General features: G+C 45.9%; 19 protein-coding genes. 17 read left to right on the top strand and 2 right to left on the bottom strand.

Annotated elements, in window-relative coordinates; translation table 11 throughout:
• Positions 1-45 precede the first annotated feature (45 nt).
• The 8 genes from GKG41_RS10840 to GKG41_RS10805 all read left to right on the top strand — a co-directional run bounded on the left by GKG41_RS10840 (position 46) and on the right by GKG41_RS10805 (position 8,884).
• Positions 46-2,247, top strand: coding sequence for a U32 family peptidase (locus GKG41_RS10840; RefSeq protein ID WP_154258526.1), 2,202 nt, complete (start codon positions 46-48; stop codon positions 2,245-2,247).
• A gap of 8 nt (positions 2,248-2,255) precedes the next feature.
• Complete coding sequence (locus GKG41_RS10835) at positions 2,256-3,629, top strand: FtsW/RodA/SpoVE family cell cycle protein (RefSeq protein ID WP_226903548.1); 1,374 nt, start codon at positions 2,256-2,258, stop codon at positions 3,627-3,629.
• Complete coding sequence (locus GKG41_RS10830) at positions 3,556-5,049, top strand: penicillin-binding transpeptidase domain-containing protein (protein ID WP_347563308.1); 1,494 nt, start codon at positions 3,556-3,558, stop codon at positions 5,047-5,049. Before GKG41_RS10835 ends, GKG41_RS10830 begins: the two co-directional genes overlap by 74 nt.
• Positions 5,050-5,130: 81 nt before the next feature.
• Complete coding sequence (locus tag GKG41_RS10825; protein ID WP_072850910.1) at positions 5,131-5,583, top strand: NUDIX domain-containing protein; 453 nt, start codon at positions 5,131-5,133, stop codon at positions 5,581-5,583.
• A gap of 56 nt (positions 5,584-5,639) precedes the next feature.
• Positions 5,640-7,154 carry a polyphosphate:AMP phosphotransferase gene (gene pap / locus GKG41_RS10820; protein ID WP_154258522.1) on the top strand — a complete coding sequence of 505 codons (1,515 nt, stop codon included), beginning with the start codon at positions 5,640-5,642 and terminating at the stop codon, positions 7,152-7,154.
• An 11-nt stretch (positions 7,155-7,165) separates the two neighbouring features.
• Positions 7,166-7,492 (top strand): hypothetical protein, encoded by a 327-nt coding sequence (locus GKG41_RS10815; protein ID WP_072850914.1) that lies wholly within the window; start codon positions 7,166-7,168, stop codon positions 7,490-7,492.
• Positions 7,493-7,505: 13 nt separating this feature from the next.
• Positions 7,506-8,465, top strand: coding sequence for a DUF2953 domain-containing protein (locus tag GKG41_RS10810; RefSeq protein ID WP_154258520.1), 960 nt, complete (start codon positions 7,506-7,508; stop codon positions 8,463-8,465).
• A gap of 2 nt (positions 8,466-8,467) precedes the next feature.
• Positions 8,468-8,884, top strand: a complete 417-nt coding sequence (locus GKG41_RS10805; RefSeq protein WP_154258518.1) for a GerW family sporulation protein — start codon at positions 8,468-8,470, stop codon at positions 8,882-8,884.
• A gap of 250 nt (positions 8,885-9,134) precedes the next feature.
• On the opposite strand, the gene rpmB is transcribed toward GKG41_RS10805, so the two are convergent.
• On the bottom strand, positions 9,135-9,320 hold the full coding sequence (rpmB, locus tag GKG41_RS10800; protein WP_072850920.1) for a 50S ribosomal protein L28: 186 nt from the start codon (positions 9,318-9,320) through the stop codon (positions 9,135-9,137).
• A 226-nt stretch (positions 9,321-9,546) separates the two neighbouring features.
• On the opposite strand from rpmB, the gene GKG41_RS10795 reads away from it, so the two are divergent.
• From GKG41_RS10795 to GKG41_RS10770, 6 genes are all read left to right on the top strand, one after another.
• Positions 9,547-9,903, top strand: coding sequence for an Asp23/Gls24 family envelope stress response protein (locus GKG41_RS10795; protein WP_072850922.1), 357 nt, complete (start codon positions 9,547-9,549; stop codon positions 9,901-9,903).
• A 17-nt stretch (positions 9,904-9,920) separates the two neighbouring features.
• Positions 9,921-11,576, top strand: coding sequence for a DAK2 domain-containing protein (locus tag GKG41_RS10790; protein ID WP_347563307.1), 1,656 nt, complete (start codon positions 9,921-9,923; stop codon positions 11,574-11,576).
• 99 nt (positions 11,577-11,675) lie between these two features.
• A complete protein-coding gene (gene recG / locus GKG41_RS10785) occupies positions 11,676-13,742 on the top strand; it encodes an ATP-dependent DNA helicase RecG (protein WP_154258516.1) in 2,067 nt (688 codons plus the stop codon).
• Between the two features lie 10 nt (positions 13,743-13,752).
• Positions 13,753-14,457 (top strand): ABC transporter ATP-binding protein, encoded by a 705-nt coding sequence (locus tag GKG41_RS10780; protein WP_154258514.1) that lies wholly within the window; start codon positions 13,753-13,755, stop codon positions 14,455-14,457.
• A 7-nt stretch (positions 14,458-14,464) separates the two neighbouring features.
• Complete coding sequence (locus GKG41_RS10775; RefSeq protein WP_154258512.1) at positions 14,465-18,022, top strand: FtsX-like permease family protein; 3,558 nt, start codon at positions 14,465-14,467, stop codon at positions 18,020-18,022.
• Positions 18,023-18,110: 88 nt separating this feature from the next.
• Complete coding sequence (locus tag GKG41_RS10770; protein ID WP_154258510.1) at positions 18,111-18,536, top strand: DUF6465 family protein; 426 nt, start codon at positions 18,111-18,113, stop codon at positions 18,534-18,536.
• Between the two features lie 90 nt (positions 18,537-18,626).
• On the opposite strand, the gene GKG41_RS10765 is transcribed toward GKG41_RS10770, so the two are convergent.
• Positions 18,627-18,869 (bottom strand): alpha/beta-type small acid-soluble spore protein, encoded by a 243-nt coding sequence (locus GKG41_RS10765; RefSeq protein WP_154258508.1) that lies wholly within the window; start codon positions 18,867-18,869, stop codon positions 18,627-18,629.
• Positions 18,870-19,080: 211 nt separating this feature from the next.
• On the opposite strand from GKG41_RS10765, the gene GKG41_RS10760 reads away from it, so the two are divergent.
• The 3 genes from GKG41_RS10760 to coaD are packed head-to-tail and all read left to right on the top strand — an operon-like array spanning position 19,081 to position 20,559.
• A complete protein-coding gene (locus tag GKG41_RS10760; RefSeq protein WP_072850936.1) occupies positions 19,081-19,473 on the top strand; it encodes a methylglyoxal synthase in 393 nt (130 codons plus the stop codon).
• A gap of 36 nt (positions 19,474-19,509) precedes the next feature.
• Positions 19,510-20,073: a 16S rRNA (guanine(966)-N(2))-methyltransferase RsmD gene (gene rsmD / locus GKG41_RS10755; RefSeq protein ID WP_154258506.1), complete on the top strand. Its 564-nt coding sequence runs from the start codon at positions 19,510-19,512 to the stop codon at positions 20,071-20,073.
• Positions 20,074-20,559 (top strand): pantetheine-phosphate adenylyltransferase, encoded by a 486-nt coding sequence (gene coaD / locus GKG41_RS10750; protein WP_072850940.1) that lies wholly within the window; start codon positions 20,074-20,076, stop codon positions 20,557-20,559.
• Positions 20,560-20,575 lie beyond the last annotated feature (16 nt).

Raw genomic sequence — 20,575 nt, 5'->3', positions numbered from 1 at the left:
CCGCGGTGATCTCCTTTTCTTGTTTGAAAAACAGAAAGGAACGATATGAAAGCAGAACTTTTATCTCCTGCAGGATCCTGGGAGGGCATGAAAGCGGCATTTCTGGCAGGAGCGGATGCCGTTTACATCGGCGGGAAGAATTTCGGAGCCAGGGCATACGCCAATAACCTGGAGGATGGACGAATGGCAGAGGCTATAGATTATGCCCATATACATGAGAAAAAACTGTATCTTACCGTGAATACCCTGCTTAAGGACGCTGAACTGGAGAGCAGTCTTTTTCAGTATCTGGCTCCCCTCTATGAGCGGGGACTGGATGCGGTCATTGTTCAGGATCTGGGGGTGCTCTCTTTCATCAGAGCGAATTTTCCCCTTCTTCCCATACATGCAAGCACACAGATGGCTGTTACCGGTGCAAGAGGCGCCGCATATCTGAGAGATCTGGGAGTAACCAGAGTAGTGACGGCAAGGGAGCTTTCGCTGAAAGAAATCCAGGTCATACACGACACTGCGGGCGTAGAAATAGAGAGCTTCATCCATGGTGCCCTGTGCTACTCCTATTCTGGTATGTGTCTTTTCAGCAGCATTCTGGGAGGGAGAAGCGGGAACAGAGGAAGGTGCGCCCAGCCCTGCCGTCTCCCCTACGATGTCTATGAAAACGGGAAGCGTCTGAACAGCAAAGAGGACAAGTATCTTTTAAGCCCAAAAGATATGTGTACCATAGAGCTTCTTCCCGAGCTTCTGCGCGGGGGAGTATACTCCCTTAAGATAGAAGGCCGAATGAAAAAACCGGAATATGCGGCCGGGGTTACCCGGATCTATCGGAAGTATCTGGACATGGCGCTGACGAGTCCTGAGACGTTTTCAGTAGCCGGGGAAGATTACAGAGAGCTGGCTGCTCTTTATCAGAGAGATGGATTTAACCGAGGGTATTATCAGGTACACAATGGAAAAGAAATGATGGCCGTGAAAAATCAGAAGCTTACCGAAAAAAAAGGCTGTCAGAGAGAGGAAAAGGCCAGGGTTCTTTATGAAAAGCTGGCCAGGGAGTATGTGGGGAAGAGCAGCCCGGTGGGTATAGAGGGAAGTCTGTATCTGAAGGCAGGAGAACCTGCCCGTTTCACTTTAAAGTGCCGGGACGCCTCGGTCAGCGTATCCGGGGAACCGGCTCAGCAGGCCGTAAAGCAGCCTTTGTCGGAAGAAAGAATTAAGGCACAGCTGAGAAAAACTGGTGCCACCCCCTTTTCTTTTGAAAACCCCGGGATTATGATGGAAGGGGAACTTTTTCTTCCTATGCAGAGTCTCAATGAACTGAGGCGCAGGGGATTGGAAGAACTGGAAAAGGAACTGCTGAAGGTTTACAGGAGAAAGCCCCCTGTGCCTGCAGGCAGAGAACAGGAAAAGCGCGGCGGGGGAGCGCATAAGCTGCCCCTCTACATCTCTGTGGAAACCAGGGAACAGCTTTCTGAGACGCTGAAATGGAAAGACGTAGCAGGGATCTATGTTGACTGTTCTATGACGGCGGGAAATAGTTTATTCGCCGGAGCAGAAAAGCTGCTCCGCGAGGTTCATAATGGGGGAAAGGAATGTTATCTTTCTCTTCCCTATATTGTGAGAGGCGATACCCTGGAAAAAGAAAAAAACACTCTGAGAGAGCTGGCGGATGCAGGGATTGACGGATTTTTGGTGCGGAACCTGGAAAGCTGGGCACTGCTAAAAAAACTTGGACTGGAGAGGAAAGCTGTGTTAGACTATGTATTGTACAGCTTTAACAACCGGGCGGAGTCTTTTTGGGAGCTTGAGGGCGTAAAGCGGCAGACTCTGCCGCTGGAGCTGAATGAAAGAGAACTGCAGAGGCGGTATAACGGCGGCAGTGAGATGATCATCTACGGGAGATATCCAATGATGATCTCAGCACAGTGTCTGAAGAAAACTGCAGGGAAATGCAGCGGCAGAGACAGCCGGGCAGAGCTTGCAGACCGGTACGGACAGAGATTTCCTGTAAAATGCTACTGCAGTTTTTGCTATAACGTCATATATAACAGCATCCCCACCGGACTTCTGAAGGAGAGTCAAAGTGTTAAGAATTTGGGACCGGAAAGTCTTCGGATGGCATTTACTACAGAAAATGCAAAGGAAACCGGAGAGATGATAGCCCTTTTCGCAGGTGTATACCTGCACCATCAAAAGAATCCCCAAAATGTACCGGAGTTTACCAAGGGACATTTTAAAAGAGGGGTAGAGTAGGTGAAAACGTGGTAAATGTTATTGTTGAGTTATCCAGATATTTGATTATTATTCTCATGGCTTTGTATACTCTTCAGTGCTTCACTGTGTTTAAAGAGAGAAATGAGAGAGAGAAGAAACATATTTTAAGGAAGCAGCTGTTCCTGATCTATTTTATGGATCTGGTTGCCTTTACGGTTATATTTCTGAAGATGCAGAAAATAGAAATCCTGACCTTTTTTGCAGCACAGCTGATCTACTTTACTGTGGTTCAGATCCTGTACCGCATCATCTATAAAAAGGCAGCTTTTTTGGTACTGAACCACATGTGCATGCTTCTGAGTATAGGATTCATTATGCTGGCAAGACTGGATCTGGAGCGTGCGGTGAAGCAGTTTCAGATCGTCGTGATTGCCACAGTTATAGCGCTGGTGATACCGGTAATGATCCGCAGGATGAAGTTTTTGAATCAGCTTACCTGGGTCTATGCCGGTGCTGGATTTGTGCTTCTGGCTGTCGTGCTGGTATTGGGGCGGACGGAATATGGGGCCAAGCTTTCCATTAATCTGGGCAGCTTTTCTTTTCAGCCCTCTGAATTTGTTAAGATAATTTTCGTGTTTTTTGTGGCTTCCATGCTTTATAAAAACACGGAGTTTATACAGGTGGTAAAGGCCACGGTGGTTGCAGGTGCCTATGTCCTCATACTGGTGGCATCCAAAGACCTGGGCAGTGCAGTGGTATTCTTTATCACATATCTGGCAATGGTATATGTAGCAACAAAAAAACCGCTCTATCTGGCGGCCGGCGCGGGTGGCGGCTGTGTGGCGGCTGTGGGCGCCTACTTTTTGTTTAATCATGTGCGGCAGAGAGTGGTGGCGTGGAAGGACCCTTTCTCTGTATACGACAGGGAGGGTTATCAGATTGTGCAGTCCCTGTTTGCCATAGGAACCGGAAGCTGGTTCGGGATGGGGCTTTGCCAGGGAGCGCCTGACTCTATACCGGTAGTAAAACAGGACTTTATCTTTGCTGCTATCTGTGAAGAGCTGGGGGGCATCTTTGCCATGTGCCTGATTCTGGTCTGTATGAGCCTGTTTTTGATGGTTGTTAATATTTCTCTTCAGATTAAGAATCCTTTTTACAAATTAATTGCCCTGGGGCTTGGCACAGAATACGCGTTTCAGGTGTTCCTTACCATAGGAGGCGCCACAAAATTTATTCCAATGACAGGAATTACCCTGCCTCTTGTCAGCTATGGAGGAAGCTCTGTGCTCAGCACAATTATTATGCTGGCCATTGTTCAGGGATTATATATTTTAAGAGAAGATGAGGATGAGGAACTTGGAAAGCAGAAAGAGAGAAGAAGAGCTCAGACAAATCAAAAAAGAGCAAAAACAAAAAGCTAAGAAGAAGAAGGCAAAAAAGGCCAGAAACAGGGAATATGCCATTGTGTCGTACTTTTTTGTAGCTATCTTTGTAGCACTTATTGGCTACCTGGTATACTTTAATGCTCTGAAAAGCGAGGAATTCATTAATAGTCCTTACAATAAACGGCAGGATACCTTTGCAGACCGGGTGATCCGCGGAAAGCTTCTCTCTGCCGACGGAGAGAGCCTGGCTTATACGGAAACAGCGGAGGACGGTTCTGAGACAAGAGTGTATCCTTATGATGATCTTTTTGCCCACGTGGTGGGTTATACGGAGAAGGGGAAAAGCGGTCTGGAATCTCTGGCCAATTTCCAGCTTCTGACTTCCCATGAAGGATATCTTGGACAGATGCAGAAAGCCTTTAAGGGAGAGAAGGTGATCGGGGACAATGTAATTACTACTCTGGATACCAGTCTGCAGAGGGCGGCATATGATGCCCTTGGAGATTATAACGGCGCAGTGGTTGTGATGGAGCCTAAGACCGGCAAGATCCTGGCTATGGTGAGCAAACCAGATTTTAATCCGAATCATCTGGCCGACAACTGGGATGAACTGGTCAGTGACGACAGCAACTCCAGCCTGTTGAACCGGGCGACCCAGGGGGCATATCCTCCCGGCTCCACATTCAAGATTGTAACCTCTCTGGCTTACCTGAGGGAACATGGGACACTGGATGGCTTTTCTTTTGACTGTCAGGGCAGTATCACGGTGGGAGAACATACGATTCACTGTTATAACGATACGGTACATGGCCAGGAGGACTTTGCCACAGCCTTTGCCAAATCCTGCAACAGTGCCTTTGCCCAGATTGGTTTGGATCTGGGGGCGGGTGCCCTGAAATCCGCAAGTGAGGACCTGCTGTTTAATAAGAAACTTCCTGTGGATCTCACGTACAGAAAGAGCCGTTTTTCTCTTGATTCCAGCGCCGGAAAGCCTCTGCTGATGCAGACTTCCATCGGGCAGGGAAATACTCTGGTATCTCCCATGCATATGGCGCTGATCACCAGTGCGGTAGCCAACGAGGGGGAACTGATGACTCCTTATCTTATGGATCGTGTGGAGAATGACAACGAAGACAAGGTAAGTGAAACAGAGCCGGAAACTTACAAAAGACTGATGTCTGTGAAAGAGGCGGACACTCTGAAAGAGCTGATGATCGATGTTGTGGAAAACGGTACTGCCAAAAAGCTGAACGGACAGGGCTACACGGCTGCGGGCAAGACAGGATCGGCAGAGTATGATCAGGGCGGAGAGCGTCAGACGCACTCCTGGTTTGTAGGGTTTTCCAATGTGGAGGATCCGGATATTGTAGTCAGTGTGATAGCCGAAGGGGCAGGGACAGGCAGTGAGGCCGCCGTTCCCATCGCCAGGGCAGTGTTTAATGAATACTATTATTAATTTATTTCCTCCCTTGCGTGAGAATTGAAAAAGAGTTATACTAAAATAGGTTTGAACACAACCGTACAGGAGGAATTGCAGATGATTGAAGCAACGAGCTGTGGCGGGGTGGTAATTTATCGTGGCAAAATACTGACCTTGTATAAGACATACAAGCACAAATACGAGGGATGGGTATTACCAAAAGGAACAGTTGAAGCAGGGGAAGACTTTAAAGATACAGCCATACGGGAAGTAAGAGAAGAGGCGGGAGTATCAGCGACCATAATTAAGTATGTGGGTAAGAGTCAATACAGTTTCTGCGTGCCGGAGGATATGGTAGAGAAGGATGTACACTGGTATCTAATGGCGGCGAACAGCTATTACAGCAAGCCTCAGAGAGAGGAATATTTTGTGGATTCTGGGTATTATAAATTCCATGAAGCTTACCATCTGTTGCGCTTTTCCAATGAAAAGCAGATTTTGGAGAAAGCGTACAATGAATATTTGGATTTGAAAAAGGCAAATCTATGGGGAAATAAGAAATATTTTTAACGGAAGAGGGACTGGCATTCAGTCCCTCTTGCTGAAATTAAAGGAGGTAGCGGACCATGTTGGAGCAGATTGATTTGACAAAGAGTATTGTGAAAAAAGAGTATCATGAAAAAATCGACAGGCTGGAAACCAGGCTGGCAGAGCTTCAGAGAGAATGCAGAACATTGGGAATTCCAGTGATTATTGTGTTTGAAGGCTTTGGCGCGGCGGGCAAAGGTGTGCAGATCAACCGCCTGATCCATCCCCTGGATCCCAGAGGGTTCCAGGTGTTCGCTATCAGCGGGGAGTCAGAGGATGAGAAGATGCACCCCTTTTTATGGCGATTCTGGACAAAGACTCCTGCCAGAGGAAGAATTGCTATATTTGACAGGAGCTGGTACCGGAAGGTCCTGGTGGACAGGTTTGATAAAAAAACTACGGAGGCGGAGCTGGAATATGCATATCAGGAGATTAATACCTTTGAGAAGCAGCTGAACGACGACGGCACCGTAATCCTTAAGATATTTCTGCATATTGACAAAAAGGAACAGAAAAAAAGATTCCGGAAGCTTTTGGCCTCCCCGGAGACAGCCTGGCGGGTGAGCAGCGGAGACCTGAAAAGAAACAGGAAGTATGAACTCTACAAAGAGATGAATGAGGAGATGCTGGAGAAGACAGATACTTCCTATGCACCCTGGACGATTGTTGAGGGTATGGATCGGAAGTTTGCCACCATCAAAATCTACCGTACGGTAATTGACCGGCTGAATGAACAGGTAGAGCTGGTGCGCCGGGCCGGGAAAGAGAAAAAGAAAGCTGCGGCAGAGGGGCAGTTAAAAAAGCCTACAGAGGAAGATTTAGTATTGAAATCCTCCAGTCTGAGCAGTGTGGATCTGAGCCTTTCTTATACGAAGGACGAGTACAAAGAAAAGCTGAAGAAACTACAGGATAAAATAGCGCTTCTGCACAGTGAACTGTACCGCAGGAGAATTCCGGTTGTGCTGGGGTTTGAAGGCTGGGATGCGGCGGGAAAGGGCGGGGCAATCAAACGTCTGACAGAGACGATGGATCCCCGGGGATATGTTGTCAATCCCACAGCTGCTCCCAGCGGTGCGGAAAAAGAGCACCACTACCTGTGGCGGTTCTGGAAAACCATACCGAAAAACGGCCATGTGGCTGTCTATGACAGAACCTGGTACGGGCGCGTGATGGTAGAAAGAATTGAGGGATTCTGTACGAAAGAGGAGTGGCAGAGAGCCTATAAAGAAATCAATGACATGGAAGCTCATCTGTCCCATTCAGGGGCCATTGTCCTGAAATTCTGGATGCACATTGATAAGGATGAGCAGGAGGCCCGCTTTAAAGAGAGGATGGAGAATCCCATAAAGCAGTGGAAGATTACAGAGGAGGACTGGAGAAACCGGGAGAAATGGGAACAGTATGAGGAAGCCGTGAATGAAATGATTATCCGGACTTCCACCTCCTATGCCCCCTGGATTATCGTAGAGGGAAACTGCAAATATTATGCAAGAATCAAAGTCCTGGAATCTGTGGTACAGGCGATTGAAGAAAGATTGAAGCAAGAGCAGTAAGGAAAGAAATTATGTTAAAATGGTATAAGAATCTGTATGTGGGCGATACTGCAGAAAAGAAGAAAAATAAACTGATATGGAAAATTAATCATGGAGCCGGAGTCATTGATGTCTATCTTGTGACGCTTGCTAAGAATCCGGAGAATCTCCTGGAGATATTTTCTGCAAATCTTCTTCTGCAGAAGCCTCTTCGCCGTACCTGTCCCATGATCGTAGGCCTGGCAAAAGGATATGACGAAGCGGTACAGCTTGTGGCTTTGATGGTACAGGAAGTCTATGAGAATACAAAGACCGCAGATGTGCGGGGATATCTGAAACAGAAAGAACTAGAAAAATAATAGGTGTGAGAATATGCTACATATTATTTTGGGAATACTAAAAGTTATAGCAATCATATTGGGCATTTTGGTAGGACTTGTTCTTCTGCTTCTGCTATCCCTGCTTCTGGTGCCCCTGCGATACCAGGGTAAGCTGCAGAAGGATGGGAATGGAGTGGCCGGGAGAGGAAAAATTACCTGGCTGGCCCATGGACTGTCTGTTTTAATCCTTTATGAACATGGTGAATTCAGGATCAAGTTAAGAATATTAGGGATTCCTGCAGAGCGGGTAAAAGGACTGGTGACGCGTCTTGGTAAAATTCGTTTCCGGCGGAAAAAGACGCAGCCGGATACCAAGAAGCAGCTGAAAACCGCGTCATCTGAGGGAATGGAGCTCCCATATAATCCCCTGGAGGAACCTAACCAGGAAGAGAAAGAATCTCTTCAAGGGGGACGCAGCGTTCAGGAGGCATTGGAAGAAAAGGATATACCGGCGAAAGAGGGTAAAAAGAACAAATTTACCGCATTGCTGGCGAAACTAAAAGGAATCCTGTATAAGCTCCTGCATCTGCCGGGAAAGATTCTTGCGGCAGTGAGAAATATTTACTCAACAACCGGGGAAATATATGGTAGAATGAAAGTGTTTCTGGAGCTGATAAAGTCAGAAGAATTTTTGGGAGCCAGAACGCTGCTGTGGGAGCAGCTGAGGACGCTTCTGCGGAGACTGGGACCGACCAAGATAAAGGGTACCCTTTCTTACGGGTTTGATGACCCTGCCCTGACCGGTCAGGTGTTGGCGGGGCTCAGTTTATTCTATCCCAAATATGGAGACAGACTGCGTATCTACCCATATTTTGACCGAAAGATTCTGGAGACAGATCTCTATCTCAGGGGAAGAATCTACGGGGTTCATTTGCTGGCTGCGGCATGGAAGCTGTATCGTGATTCTAATATAAAATATATGATAAAAAGATGTAAGCACAAGGAGGAGTAACAATGGCAGACGGGAATAATTTTCAGACAACAGTAGATTCTCTTTTTAAGGGAATGGACAGTTTTATCACAACCAAGACAGTGGTGGGTGAGGCAATTACGGTAGGCGATACCATTATACTTCCGCTCATCGATGTATCCTTTGGAGTGGCAGCGGGTGCTTTTGCCGATGATAAAAAGAATAACGGTGCCGGAGGTATGGGCGGCAAAGTATCCCCCAGCGCTGTACTTGTAATCTCCAATGGGACAACAAAACTGGTAAATGTTAAGAATCAGGACGGACTTACTAAGATTCTGGATATGGTGCCTGACTTTGTCAATAAGTTTACAGACAAGAAAGCTGAGGATATTATCGCCCATAATCAGAAGGCGGAGGACAAAAAGGCAGAAGGGGATTCCCAGGAAGAGCCCACAGACTAGGTGTATTGAAGGAGCGGGTGTCTGCATATACTAAAAAGTAAGAGGACAAAAGGAGTCAAAAATGTGTCGTCTCATTGGATTCCTGTTATTTTGGGTAGGAGTGGGAATGCTCATTGCCCTGATATTTCCCAAGTGCTTTTTTATCGTATTAGTGGCAGCAGGATGCCTGTTAGGGGGATATAATCTATTTTGCAGATAGTGGAAAATAAAAAAACCACCGCCAACCGCGATGGTTTTTTATTTCCTTACATTACGCTCTTTCAACTTTACCGGACTTCAGGCAAGAAGTACAAACATACATCTTCTTTGAAGCACCGTTCACATTCACTCTTACAGATTTGATGTTTGATTTCCACATTTTATTAGAACGTCTATGGGAATGGCTCACACTGTTTCCGAAATGAGCGCCCTTTTCACAAATAGCACACTTTGCCATGATAGCACCTCCTTGACATATAAAATAAGTCTGATATACCCTATTAATACAGACTCACAACAATAGTTATTTTAACAGATGGCGGCGCTTTTTGCAAGTAAAAATATAAAAAATTCAAATTATTATTTCATTTTTGTATAAAACAGGTTATAATACTAACATGATCCGGAAGATTGGCGTCTTGGCACAGAACCGGATTTTGAATAATATAGTGGAGGTGTCCGGTATGAATGGTTGTATTGATACAGGATTGGGCAAAATAGTTATTGATACAGATGTGATTGCTACGTACGCGGGAAGTGTTGCCGTTGAGTGTTTTGGTATCGTAGGAATGGCTGCTGTCAGCATGAAAGACGGGCTTGTTAAGCTTTTGAAAAAGGACAGCTTAAAGCACGGAATCAATGTGACGATCAGTGACAATAAGATAGAGTTGGATTTTCACGTAATTGTGGCATATGGTGTTAGTATTTCCGCAGTGTCCGACAATCTAATCAGCAACGTGAAATATAAAGTAGAAGCCTTTACCGGCATGGAGATTGAGAAGATCAATATCCTTGTGGAAGGCGTACGAGTAATTGATTAATTAAGGAGGAACTTGTTGTGAGTACAAAGACCATAGATGCAGGCGTCCTGGCTAAGATGTTCCTGGCGGGAGCAAAGAATCTGGAGGCAAAAAAAGAGTGGATTAATGAACTGAATGTATTTCCAGTGCCGGACGGGGATACGGGAACGAATATGACCCTGACGATTATGTCGGCAGCGACAGAAGTCAGTCAGCTGGATAAAATAAGCATGGATTCCCTGGCAAAAGCCATATCGTCCGGCTCCCTCAGAGGTGCCAGAGGAAATTCCGGCGTTATTCTCTCCCAGCTGCTGCGGGGATTTACAAAAGGAATCGCACATTATGAGAAACTGGATGCACAGAAATTTGCCGACGCTTTTGAAAAAGGTGTTGAGACTGCTTACAAAGCAGTTATGAAGCCGAAGGAGGGGACGATACTAACTGTGGCAAAAGGAGCGGCAACCCGTGCACTTGAACTGGCTGAGGAGATGGATGATCTGGATGCTTTTTTCAGAGAGATCATTGACCATGCGGAATATGTCCTCTCTCAGACCCCGGAGATGCTTCCTGTGCTGAAAGAGGCAGGTGTCGTTGATTCCGGAGGACAGGGGCTTCTGGAAGTGCTGAAGGGGGCCTACGACGGGTTCCAGGGAAAAGAAATCGACTATAGTTTTGAGGCTCCTGCGGGGCAGAAACTGACCCGAATCTCTCCCCAGGCGGAAGCGGATATTAAGTTCGGATATTGTACGGAATTTCTTATTGTATTGAAGGAAGAACTTTCGGAGCATGAGGTTTCCAAGATAAAAGAATATTTGATGTCAATCGGTGATTCACTGGTGGTCGTGGCTGACGATGAAATTGTCAAGATCCATGTACATACCAATGATCCTGGACTTGCAATTTCCAAGGCTTTAACTTATGGTTCTCTCTCCCGTATTAAGATTGACAATATGCGGGAAGAACATCAGGAGAAGCTGATAAAGGATGCGGAAAAGCTTGCCGCAGAGCAGGCCAGGGAAGAGACAGTGCCGGAGAAGGAAGTTGGATTCATCTCTGTGTCTGTGGGTGAAGGTATGTGTGAGATCTTTAAGGAGCTGGGGGCGGACTATCTGATTGAAGGGGGACAGACCATGAACCCCAGTACAGAGGATATGCTCAACGCAATTTCACGTGTCCCGGCGAAAAACATTTTTATATTCCCGAACAACAAGAATATTATTTTGGCGGCGAATCAGGCCAGGGATCTGACAGAAGATAAGAATATCTATGTAATTCCCACCAAAACCATACCTCAGGGAATTACCGCACTTATCAATTATGTTCCGGACAGAAGCCCGGAAGAAAATGCTGAGGCAATGGCAGAAGAAATCAAGAATGTAAAAACAGGACAGGTAACTTATGCGGTCCGGGATACCCATATTGATGACAAGGAAATATCCCAGGGGGATATCATGGGAATCGGCGATCATAAGATTCTCTCTGTGGGAAAAGAGATAGAGCAGGTAACTCTGCATATGGTTGAAGAGATGGTGGATGAAGACTCTGAGATCATAAGCATTTACTATGGGGAAGAGGTTTCAAAAGAGGATGCGGAGGAACTGGCGTCCCGGCTGGAAGATAAGTACCCGGACTTTGATGTAGAGGTCAATCAGGGCGGACAGCCAATCTATTATTATATTGTATCAGTAGAATAGAGGAGAGAAAAAGAAGGGTGTTGCCTGGCTAAGTGGGCCAAGGCAGCACCTTTTTTTCACAGATTTTCTAATATTACATAAAAAGGTGGAAGGGATATTATGGAAGAAAATGCACCTCTTCGTTCCCTGAAAGGGGTAGGGGACAAGACTGAAAAGCTGTTTCAGAAGCTTGGAATTTATACAGTTGGTGATCTGCTGCACTATTACCCCAGAGAGTATGACAGATATACGGAACCTGTAACCGTAAAGGAAGCGGTGGAAAAAGGAGCCGGGAAAACAGCAGTCGCGGCAAGGATTACGGGAAATGTGGATGTGAAAAATGCAGGGAAAAGTACTATAGTATCTACTGTTCTGACGGATCGGGGGGAAACCTTACAGCTCATCTGGTTTCATATGCCTTTTCTGAGAAATGTGCTGAAAAGGGGCGGGATTTATATATTCAGAGGAAAGGTATCGGAAAAAAGACATAGAATGGTTATGGAACACCCGCAGATCTTTACGCGGGAGGAGTATGAAAAGCTGCAGAATGGCCTGCAGCCTGTCTATAGCCTCACAGCGGGCATCACAAACAAAATGCTGGTTAAAATGCTCCGCCAGGTTTTGGAGCAGAAGGAGCTGGCTGTGGAATATCTTCCGGAAGAAGTAAGAAATGCGTATCGGCTGTCGGAGTATAATTTTGCCGTTTCCCAGATACATTTTCCGGAAAATCAGGAGTGCATGGTCTTGGGACGGCACAGGCTTGCCTTCGACGAATTCCTCTTCTTTATTCTGGGGATTCAGCTTCTGAAGGAAAAAAAGACAGAAGAAAAGAATTTGTTTGATATGAAGCCGGTATGGGAGACAGAAAAAGTAATAGAACAGCTTCCTTACCGTCTGACCAGTGCCCAGATGCAGGTGTGGCATGAGATAGAAAGGGACATGACAGGCCATACCCTGATGAACCGTCTGGTACAGGGGGATGTAGGATCCGGAAAAACAATTCTTGCATTTCTGGCCATGATTCTTGCCGGGACAAACGGATACCAGAGTGCGCTGATGGTCCCTACAGAAGTGCTGGCCAGACAGCATTACGAGGGGCTGAGAAGACTGCTGGAGGACAGCGGACTGACAGGCTTAGAACCTATTCTCCTGACCGGTTCCTCTGCTGCAAAGGAGAAAAGAGAGGCATATGCAAAGATTGCGGAAGGAAAGGCTAAGATAATTGTGGGCACTCATGCACTCATCCAGGAAAAGGTAGTTTATCAGAATATAGCGCTGGTAATTACGGATGAGCAGCACAGGTTTGGGGTGCAGCAGAGAGAAATACTGTCTAAGAAAGGCGGGAGTCCCCATGTGCTTGTAATGAGTGCAACTCCTATTCCCAGGACACTGGCGATTATTTTGTACGGGGATTTGGATATTTCCGTTATCGATGAACTGCCGGCAAAACGTCTTCCTATAAAAAATTGTGTAGTAGATACCAGTTATCGGCCGAAAGCCTATGCTTTTATGCAGCAACAGATAGAGGCGGGACACCAGGTGTATATTATCTGTCCCATGGTGGAGGAAAGCGAAGGGATGGAGGCGGAAAATGTTCTTGATTACACAAAGCGTTTAAAGACTGTTTTTCCTTCCCAAATTGTGGTAGAATCACTTCATGGACGAATGAAACCGGCGGAAAAGAATCAGATTATGGAGGCTTTTGCAGAGAATAAGATCCAAGTTCTGGTGTCCACCACTGTCATAGAGGTGGGTGTGAATGTCCCTAATGCAGTGGTTATGATGGTTGAAAACGCAGAGCGGTTCGGCCTTGCACAGCTCCACCAGCTGCGGGGCAGGGTAGGACGGGGGGATGTTCAGTCTTACTGCATTTTTATGCACAAAGAGGCAGGGGAAGAGATTCAGAAACGGCTGGAGATTTTGGAAAAATCCAACGACGGTTTTTTTATTGCAGGGGAGGATCTGCGCCTGCGGGGGCCGGGAGATCTGTTTGGAGTCCGTCAGAGCGGTATTATGGAGTTTAAGATCGCAGATGTTTATCAGGATGCGAATATATTAAAGGAGGCCAGCGAGGCGGCAGGGAGAATACTGGCTCTGGATCCCGAGCTTTCCCTGGAACAGCACAGGCCTCTGAGAGAGGAATTGGAGAAATATATGAAGTCTCAGTCAGAGACGCTGGGACTGTAAGGCGGTGTGTATGAAGGAAATTGTAAGACTGGACAATGTGAAAAAATCTTACCGGATGGGAGAAGTTACCATTCATGCTGTGGACGGCGTGTCTTTTTATATACAGGAAGGGGAATTTGTGGTTATTGTGGGCCCCAGCGGTGCGGGAAAGACAACGGTACTGAATATTCTGGGCGGAATGGATACCTGTGATGAAGGTGCTGTCCTGGTGGACGGCACAGACATAAGCAGATTCAGGGGTAAAAAATTGATTGAATATCGCCGGGATGCGATTGGTTTTGTGTTTCAATTCTATAACCTGATCCAGAACCTGACAGCTCTGGAGAATGTTGAACTGGCAATTCAGATCTGCAGGGATCCCCTCAATGCTGAGGACGCCCTCTGTGACGTAGGCTTGAAAGAGAGAATGCAGAATTTTCCAGCTCAGCTTTCGGGAGGGGAACAGCAGCGGGTGGCCATTGCCCGGGCGCTGGCCAAGAATCCCAAGCTGCTGCTCTGTGACGAGCCCACAGGAGCTCTGGACTATCAGACAGGAAAAGCCATCCTGAAACTTCTCCAGGATACCTGCAGAAAGAAAAAAATGACAGTGATTGTGATAACCCATAACCAGGCCATTACCCCTATGGCTGACAGAGTAATAAAAATTAAGAACGGACGTGTGAGCAGTATGGCGGAAAACCAGAATCCCACGCCCGTAGAAGAAATAGAATGGTAGTGATGTAGTGAAGCATAATGCCCTGAAAAAAGACTTTTTTGTGGAATTGAGAAAAACAAAGAACCGCTTTTTTTCCATACTTCTTATCGTGGTTCTGGGAGTTGCCTTTTTCTCCGGCATCCGTGCTGCGAGTCCGGATATGAATCTGTCGGCGGATCAGTTTTATGACGACAGCAATTTTATGGATCTGCGGATTCTGAGCAACCTGGGACTTACCGATGAGGACGTGGAAGCTGTCAGCAGCATAGAAGGTGTAAGCAGCGCAGAAGGCGGTTACTCAGCAGACGTACTTTGTGATCTGGAAGATGCCCAGATTGTAGTACGTCTCATGTCTGTGCCTGAATCTATGAATGAGATACAGATAGAGGAGGGCAGGCTGCCGGAAAATAATCAGGAGTGTCTGGTAGACACAAAGTTTATTACGAATACAGGATATCAGATTGGAGACACCATTAAGGTGGCCTCAGGGACAGAGGATGATATCAAAGACACGGTGAAGGAGACTTCCTATAAGATCGTAGGCAGCGGAAGTATCCCTTATTATCTGAGTCTGGATCGGGGAACCACGAAGATTGGTAACGGCAATCTGAACAGCTTTATTTTTCTTCCCAAAGATTGTTTTGCCATTGAGGCATATACCGAACTTTGCCTGACAGTCACAGGCGCCAGGGAGCTTCTCGACACCTCAGACGCTTATGAGGATTTGGTTGGGGAGGTGCAGGATCGGCTTGAAGATATCTCTGAGGAAAGATGTCAGGCGCGCTATGACGGAATACAGGAGGAGGGCCGGGATAAGATTGCGGATGCTAAAAAAGAGATTGCCGACAATGAACAAAAGCTGGCCGATGCTGCCAAAGAACTGGAGGACGGCCAGGCAAAGCTGGAGGACGGAAAAAAAGAAATTGCGGAGAATGAACAGAAGCTGGCAGACGGAAAACAGGAGTTGGACGACAATGAGGCAGTTCTTTTGGAAGGGCGCAGCCAGATAGACGACGGATATGCCCAGATAGAAGATGCCGAAGAGCAGCTGGATGAGAAGCAGCAGGAGATATACGACGGATGGGAGCAGATTGAGGCCAACGAACAGACCCTGAAGGAAAAACAGCAGGAGTATGAGTCAGGGCTGGCGCTGTATGAGGAGGGCGAAGCAAAGACCGGAGAACAAATTGAAGCAGCCTGGAAAGAGTGGAACGACGGAAAAGAAGCCCTGGACGGAGCATTGGCTTCGGCTAGGGAACAGGCAAAGCTGCAGGCAAGAGAACAGGCGGAACAGAGCGTAAGGGCCGCTATGGAGGAGAGTCTGAAGGCGGCGGTGGAAGCCGGACTTATGACCCAGGAGGAGGCAGATGCGCAACTGGCGGCCGCTATATCTGCCGCCCAGGAGAGCGCTGTTGCCGAGGCTATGAAAGCCATTGAGAGCCAATTCGCGGATCCCTACGGAGAGCTGGAAAAGAACAAAAAGATAATCGAAGAGAACGAAGCTGCCGCCAGGCAGCAGCTCTCTGTGTCTAAAAAAGAACTGGAAGAGGGAAAGGCACAGCTTTACAGCGGCTGGGAACAGCTGGATGCAGCCAGAGCAGAGCTGGAAGATGGCCAGACTCAATTGAATGGGGGATGGGAGGAGCTGTCTGGGCAGGCAGAGCTTCTGGAGGAAAAGGAAGCAGAATGGCAGGATGGGAAGCAAAAGCTGTCCGATGCCGAAGAAGAATGGCAGGATGGAGTAAACCAGCTAAGGGATGCAAAACAGGAGTTGAAGGATAAAGAACAGGAACTTCTGGACGGAAAGCAGGAATACGAAGAGGCTAAGGAAAAAGCTGAGCCTGAGATTGCCGATGCCAAGAGTAAAATCCAGGATGCGGAGAAAGAGCTCCGGGAACTGGAGCTTCCGGAGTGGTATGTTTTAGACAGAAATTACATAGAATCTTATGTGGAATATCATCAGGATTCCCAGAGAATTGAGGCAATCGGAAAGGTATTTCCGGTCATCTTCTTTCTGGTAGCAGCTCTCATCTGCCTTACGTCAATGACACGTATGGTTGAGGAAGAAAGGATTCAGATTGGTACCTTAAAGGCGCTTGGATACGGGAAGTTTTCCATAGCGGCAAAGTATATCTGTTATGCTTTTTCAGCCACTATGCTGGGAAGCCTGACAGGTCTGGTGCTGGGACAGAAACTGCTGCCGGTAGTAATTATCAATGCCTATGGAATTTTGTATACTAATCTGCCGCAGATACTGAATCCGCTGCATTTGTCCTACTCACTGTCCTCTACTGCCGCTGCGATTTTCTGTACGGTGGCAGCTACTGTGTTTGCCTGCTACAAAGAACTGAACGCCTGCCCGGCGGAGCTGATGCGGCCGGCAGCGCCTAAAAGCGGGAAAAGAGTGCTTCTGGAACGGATCGGGATCCTTTGGCGTCACCTGAACTTTACAAACAAGTCTACCATTCGGAATTTGTTCCGGTACAAAAAAAGATTTTTTATGACAGTCTTAGGGATCGGAGGATGTATGGGACTTCTTCTGGTAGGCTTTGGGCTGAAGGATTCCATTAAGTCTATCGGCACGCTTCAGTTTGGCAGTATCCGCAATTACAGTGCCAGCATAGCTATGAAGGACGACGTTACAGAGGAGGAAGAGAATCAGCTTCTGGAAATTGTGAAGAATGACAAAGAAATAAAGAACTCTCTTTCCGTTTGTGAGACGTCCGTGGATGTGGGCAGCAAAGGAACGGAAAAAAGCTCTTATATGGTGATCCCCCAGGAGCCCGGGCGCCTGACGGAATTTATCAGCCTTAGGGACAGACTGACAAAAACACCCTATGAACTTACCGATGACGGGGTGATTATCACAGAGAAGCTTGCAAAATTACTGGATGTGAAAGCAGGGGATGAGATCTATCTGAAAAAGGATGAGACTCACAAGCTGAATGTAAAGGTAAGTCATATAACGGAAAATTATTTCTATCATTATGTATATATTACACCTGCCTTATATGAAAAAATATATCAGGAAGAACCTGAGTTTCACCAGATCTATACCATAAATAGTTCTGACAGCGAGAAATTTGAGGAGGAATTCCAGAGACGTTACATGGAGAAAGAACAAGTGACGGAAATCTCATTCCTCTCCGGTTTGGCGGACAGGATTGCGGATATGCTTAAGAGCATGGATACCGTAATCTATGTGCTGGTTATATCCGCGGGAATGCTGGCCTTTATTGTTTTGTATAATCTCAATACGATCAATCTAAGTGAGAGAATGAGGGAACTTGCCACCTTGAAGGTGCTGGGATTTTATGACATGGAAGTCTCAAGCTATATGATCAGGGAAAATATATGGCTGACTCTGATCGGGAGCATAGTAGGTGTTATTTTCGGACGAATGCTGCATTATTTTGTGATTTTGACTGCGGAAATAGACATAATGATGTTTGGCAGAAATATAGAACCAAAGAGTTATATATTCAGCATTATCCTTACATTTTTCTTTTCATTTCTTGTGAATTTTGCTATGCATTTTAAATTAAAAAAAATAAATATGGTGGAGTCTATGAAGAGTGTGGAGTAGGAAATACTTGAAAAATTCGCAGAATAGGTTTATTATGAGAAAGAAATTTATTGAACTAGGTCAGAAAAGATGGTGAGGAGGAATTATTATGCCAACGAAACAATCAACTATCACAAAAGCAGCGGCACCAGCAGCTAAACCAGAAGTGAAAACGACCGCAGCAGCTACAGGGGCAAAGACAGCTGCAGAGGAAAAAGCACCGGTGGAAACAAAAAAACCAGCCGCCAAAAAGACAGAGGCTAAAAAACCGGCGGCCAGGAAGCCTGCTGCAAAACCGGCAGCGAAGAAACCGGCTGAGAAAAAAGCACCGGCGGTTGAGGAAAGCATATATCTGCAGTTTGGGGGCAAGGAGATTCTGACAAAGGATCTGACAGCAAGAGTAAAAGATATCTGGACTAAAGAGTTGGGCAAGAAGGAAAAAGACCTTACGGATCTGAAATTATATGTAAAACCAGAAGAACATACTGTTTATTATGTAATCAACCAGGAGGTTACAGGCAGTATTGATCTGTAATCAGAAACGAAAAAGGAAAAAGAGAGACTGTCCCACGGGAAAGCCTCTCTTTTCTTTTGGTAAATAATTACCCTTTTTGTTTGATGAGTTTTAGAACTGTGTTCCGCTCATGCCTGAACCAGACATGCCTGTGCCGGACATCTGTCTTTCCTGAGCTTCGATCATTTTTTTAACCATATATCCACCAACAGAACCATTCTGTTTGGATGTTAAGTTACCGTTGTAACCATCTGTAAGAGGTACTCCTAATTCGTTAGCTACTTCGAATTTGAAACGGTCTAAAGCTCCTTTTGCTTCTGGTACTGCTGCGGTATTAGAAGAACGATTTGCCATAATAAATTGCCTCCTTGAAATCTTTTTTTGTTTTTTGTTACAAGGATAGTATGTGAAAAATGTTTATTTTTACACTAGAAGTTCTTGCTAGAATTAGCAAAATTTGAGAGATTTATTAATTTCGCATAAATTCAGAAAAAAGTTTGCGATTTATTTAGTTATTTGTTATAATGATTGAGAAAACGTAGAAAATCAAGGGAATGATAACAATATGAATGTAGGAATAATTGCTCACAACAGCAAAAAAGCGTTAATTGAAGATTTTTGCATCGCCTATAAGAATATACTGGCAAAGCATGAGATATTCGCTACGGGAACAACAGGAAGAAGAATCGAAGAAGTGACGAATCTGCATGTCCATAAGTTCCTTCCGGGAAGTATGGGAGGCGACAAGCAGTTTACTGAGATGATAGAGCGGGGAGATATCGACATGGTGATATTCTTTTACAATCCTTCCATGATCGATCCCAAGGAGCCGGATGTATATCAGATTACCAGATGCTGTGACCAGTACAACATACCCGTAGCTTCTAACATAGCAACGGCAGAATCTCTGATTCTGGGACTGGCCAGAGGTGATTTGGACTGGCGGACACAAGTATAAATTCGCTTTGACGAAAGAAAGACAGGAAAATACAATATGAGAGTCATAGCAGGAACAGCGAGAAGCCTTCCGCTTAAGACAGTGCCCGGTATGGATACCCGGCCTACTACAGACAGGACAAAGGAAACTTTGTTTAATGTTCTGCAGCCTGAAATTCCAGACTGCAGATTTCTGGATCTGTTTGCAGGCAGCGGGGCTATCGGCATTGAGGCCTTGAGCAGAGGGGCTGCTTTTTGTGTGTTTATTGAGAAAAATCGTAAGGCTTACGCCTGCATAGAGGAGAACCTTGCTTTTACAAGGGTAAAGGACAGGAGCAGGGTAATGCATACCGATGTAGTTACAGGGCTGGGTCAGCTGGAACAGGAAGAGGCTTTTGACTGCATTTTTATGGATCCGCCCTATGATATGGAGTTGGAAAAAGAAGTGCTGTCAGTATGCAAGGACAAATCTTTTGTCTCAGAGAATACGTTATTTATAATAGAAGCATCTCTTTCTACAGATTTTTCATATCTGGAAGAAATGGGATATACCATAGTCAAGCAAAAGAAATATAAAACGAATACCCACGTCTTTATAAAAAGGTACAAGGAGAAAAATTAAATGGCAATAGCAATTTATCCGGGAAGTTTTGATCCGGTAACATTTGGTCATCTGGATATTATACACCGCGCAACCAGGCTTTTCGACGAGGTAATTGTCGGCGTTTTGAATAATTCTGCAAAAAGTCCGTTGTTTTCTGCAGAAGAACGTGTTAATATACTTAAGAAGGTGACGGAGGATATACCAAATTTGAAGATTAAGTCCTTTAGCGGGTTGTCTGTGAACTTTGCGAAGGAGTGCAATGCGAAAGTGATCGTAAGAGGCCTGCGGGCTATTACAGATTTTGAGTACGAGCTGCAGCTGGCACAGACAAACAGGATTCTGGACAAGGATATTGATACTATGTTCCTTACCACCAGTCTGGAATATGCATATCTGAGTTCCTCTACCGTTAAGGAAGCGGCGAGTTTTGGCGCTGATATCTCCGAATTTTTACCCCCCTATGCAGTTGAAAAAGTAAAAGAAAAGTTTCAAGGGATAAAATAATTAATGTACAATAAGG

Origin of the sequence: Lactonifactor sp. BIOML-A5 (assembly GCF_009677585.1) — a bacterium.
GTDB lineage: Bacteria > Bacillota > Clostridia > Lachnospirales > Lachnospiraceae > Lactonifactor.
Note: the sequence above shows the minus strand (reverse complement) of the source record. Positions and strands in the feature narration are given on the sequence as shown.

Coding starts and splice junctions, on each gene's coding strand:
- GKG41_RS10760 (WP_072850936.1), top strand. CDS start 19,081: ATGAATGTAGGAATAATTGCTCACAACAGCAAAAAAGCGTTAATTGAA.
- GKG41_RS10815 (WP_072850914.1), top strand. CDS start 7,166: ATGTTAAAATGGTATAAGAATCTGTATGTGGGCGATACTGCAGAAAAG.
- GKG41_RS10810 (WP_154258520.1), top strand. CDS start 7,506: ATGCTACATATTATTTTGGGAATACTAAAAGTTATAGCAATCATATTG.
- GKG41_RS10770 (WP_154258510.1), top strand. CDS start 18,111: ATGCCAACGAAACAATCAACTATCACAAAAGCAGCGGCACCAGCAGCT.
- GKG41_RS10795 (WP_072850922.1), top strand. CDS start 9,547: ATGAATGGTTGTATTGATACAGGATTGGGCAAAATAGTTATTGATACA.
- rsmD (WP_154258506.1), top strand. CDS start 19,510: ATGAGAGTCATAGCAGGAACAGCGAGAAGCCTTCCGCTTAAGACAGTG.
- GKG41_RS10830 (WP_347563308.1), top strand. CDS start 3,556: ATGAGGAACTTGGAAAGCAGAAAGAGAGAAGAAGAGCTCAGACAAATC.
- GKG41_RS10780 (WP_154258514.1), top strand. CDS start 13,753: ATGAAGGAAATTGTAAGACTGGACAATGTGAAAAAATCTTACCGGATG.
- rpmB (WP_072850920.1), bottom strand. CDS start 9,320: ATGGCAAAGTGTGCTATTTGTGAAAAGGGCGCTCATTTCGGAAACAGT.
- GKG41_RS10765 (WP_154258508.1), bottom strand. CDS start 18,869: ATGGCAAATCGTTCTTCTAATACCGCAGCAGTACCAGAAGCAAAAGGA.
- GKG41_RS10805 (WP_154258518.1), top strand. CDS start 8,468: ATGGCAGACGGGAATAATTTTCAGACAACAGTAGATTCTCTTTTTAAG.
- pap (WP_154258522.1), top strand. CDS start 5,640: ATGTTGGAGCAGATTGATTTGACAAAGAGTATTGTGAAAAAAGAGTAT.
- GKG41_RS10825 (WP_072850910.1), top strand. CDS start 5,131: ATGATTGAAGCAACGAGCTGTGGCGGGGTGGTAATTTATCGTGGCAAA.
- recG (WP_154258516.1), top strand. CDS start 11,676: ATGGAAGAAAATGCACCTCTTCGTTCCCTGAAAGGGGTAGGGGACAAG.
- GKG41_RS10840 (WP_154258526.1), top strand. CDS start 46: ATGAAAGCAGAACTTTTATCTCCTGCAGGATCCTGGGAGGGCATGAAA.
- coaD (WP_072850940.1), top strand. CDS start 20,074: ATGGCAATAGCAATTTATCCGGGAAGTTTTGATCCGGTAACATTTGGT.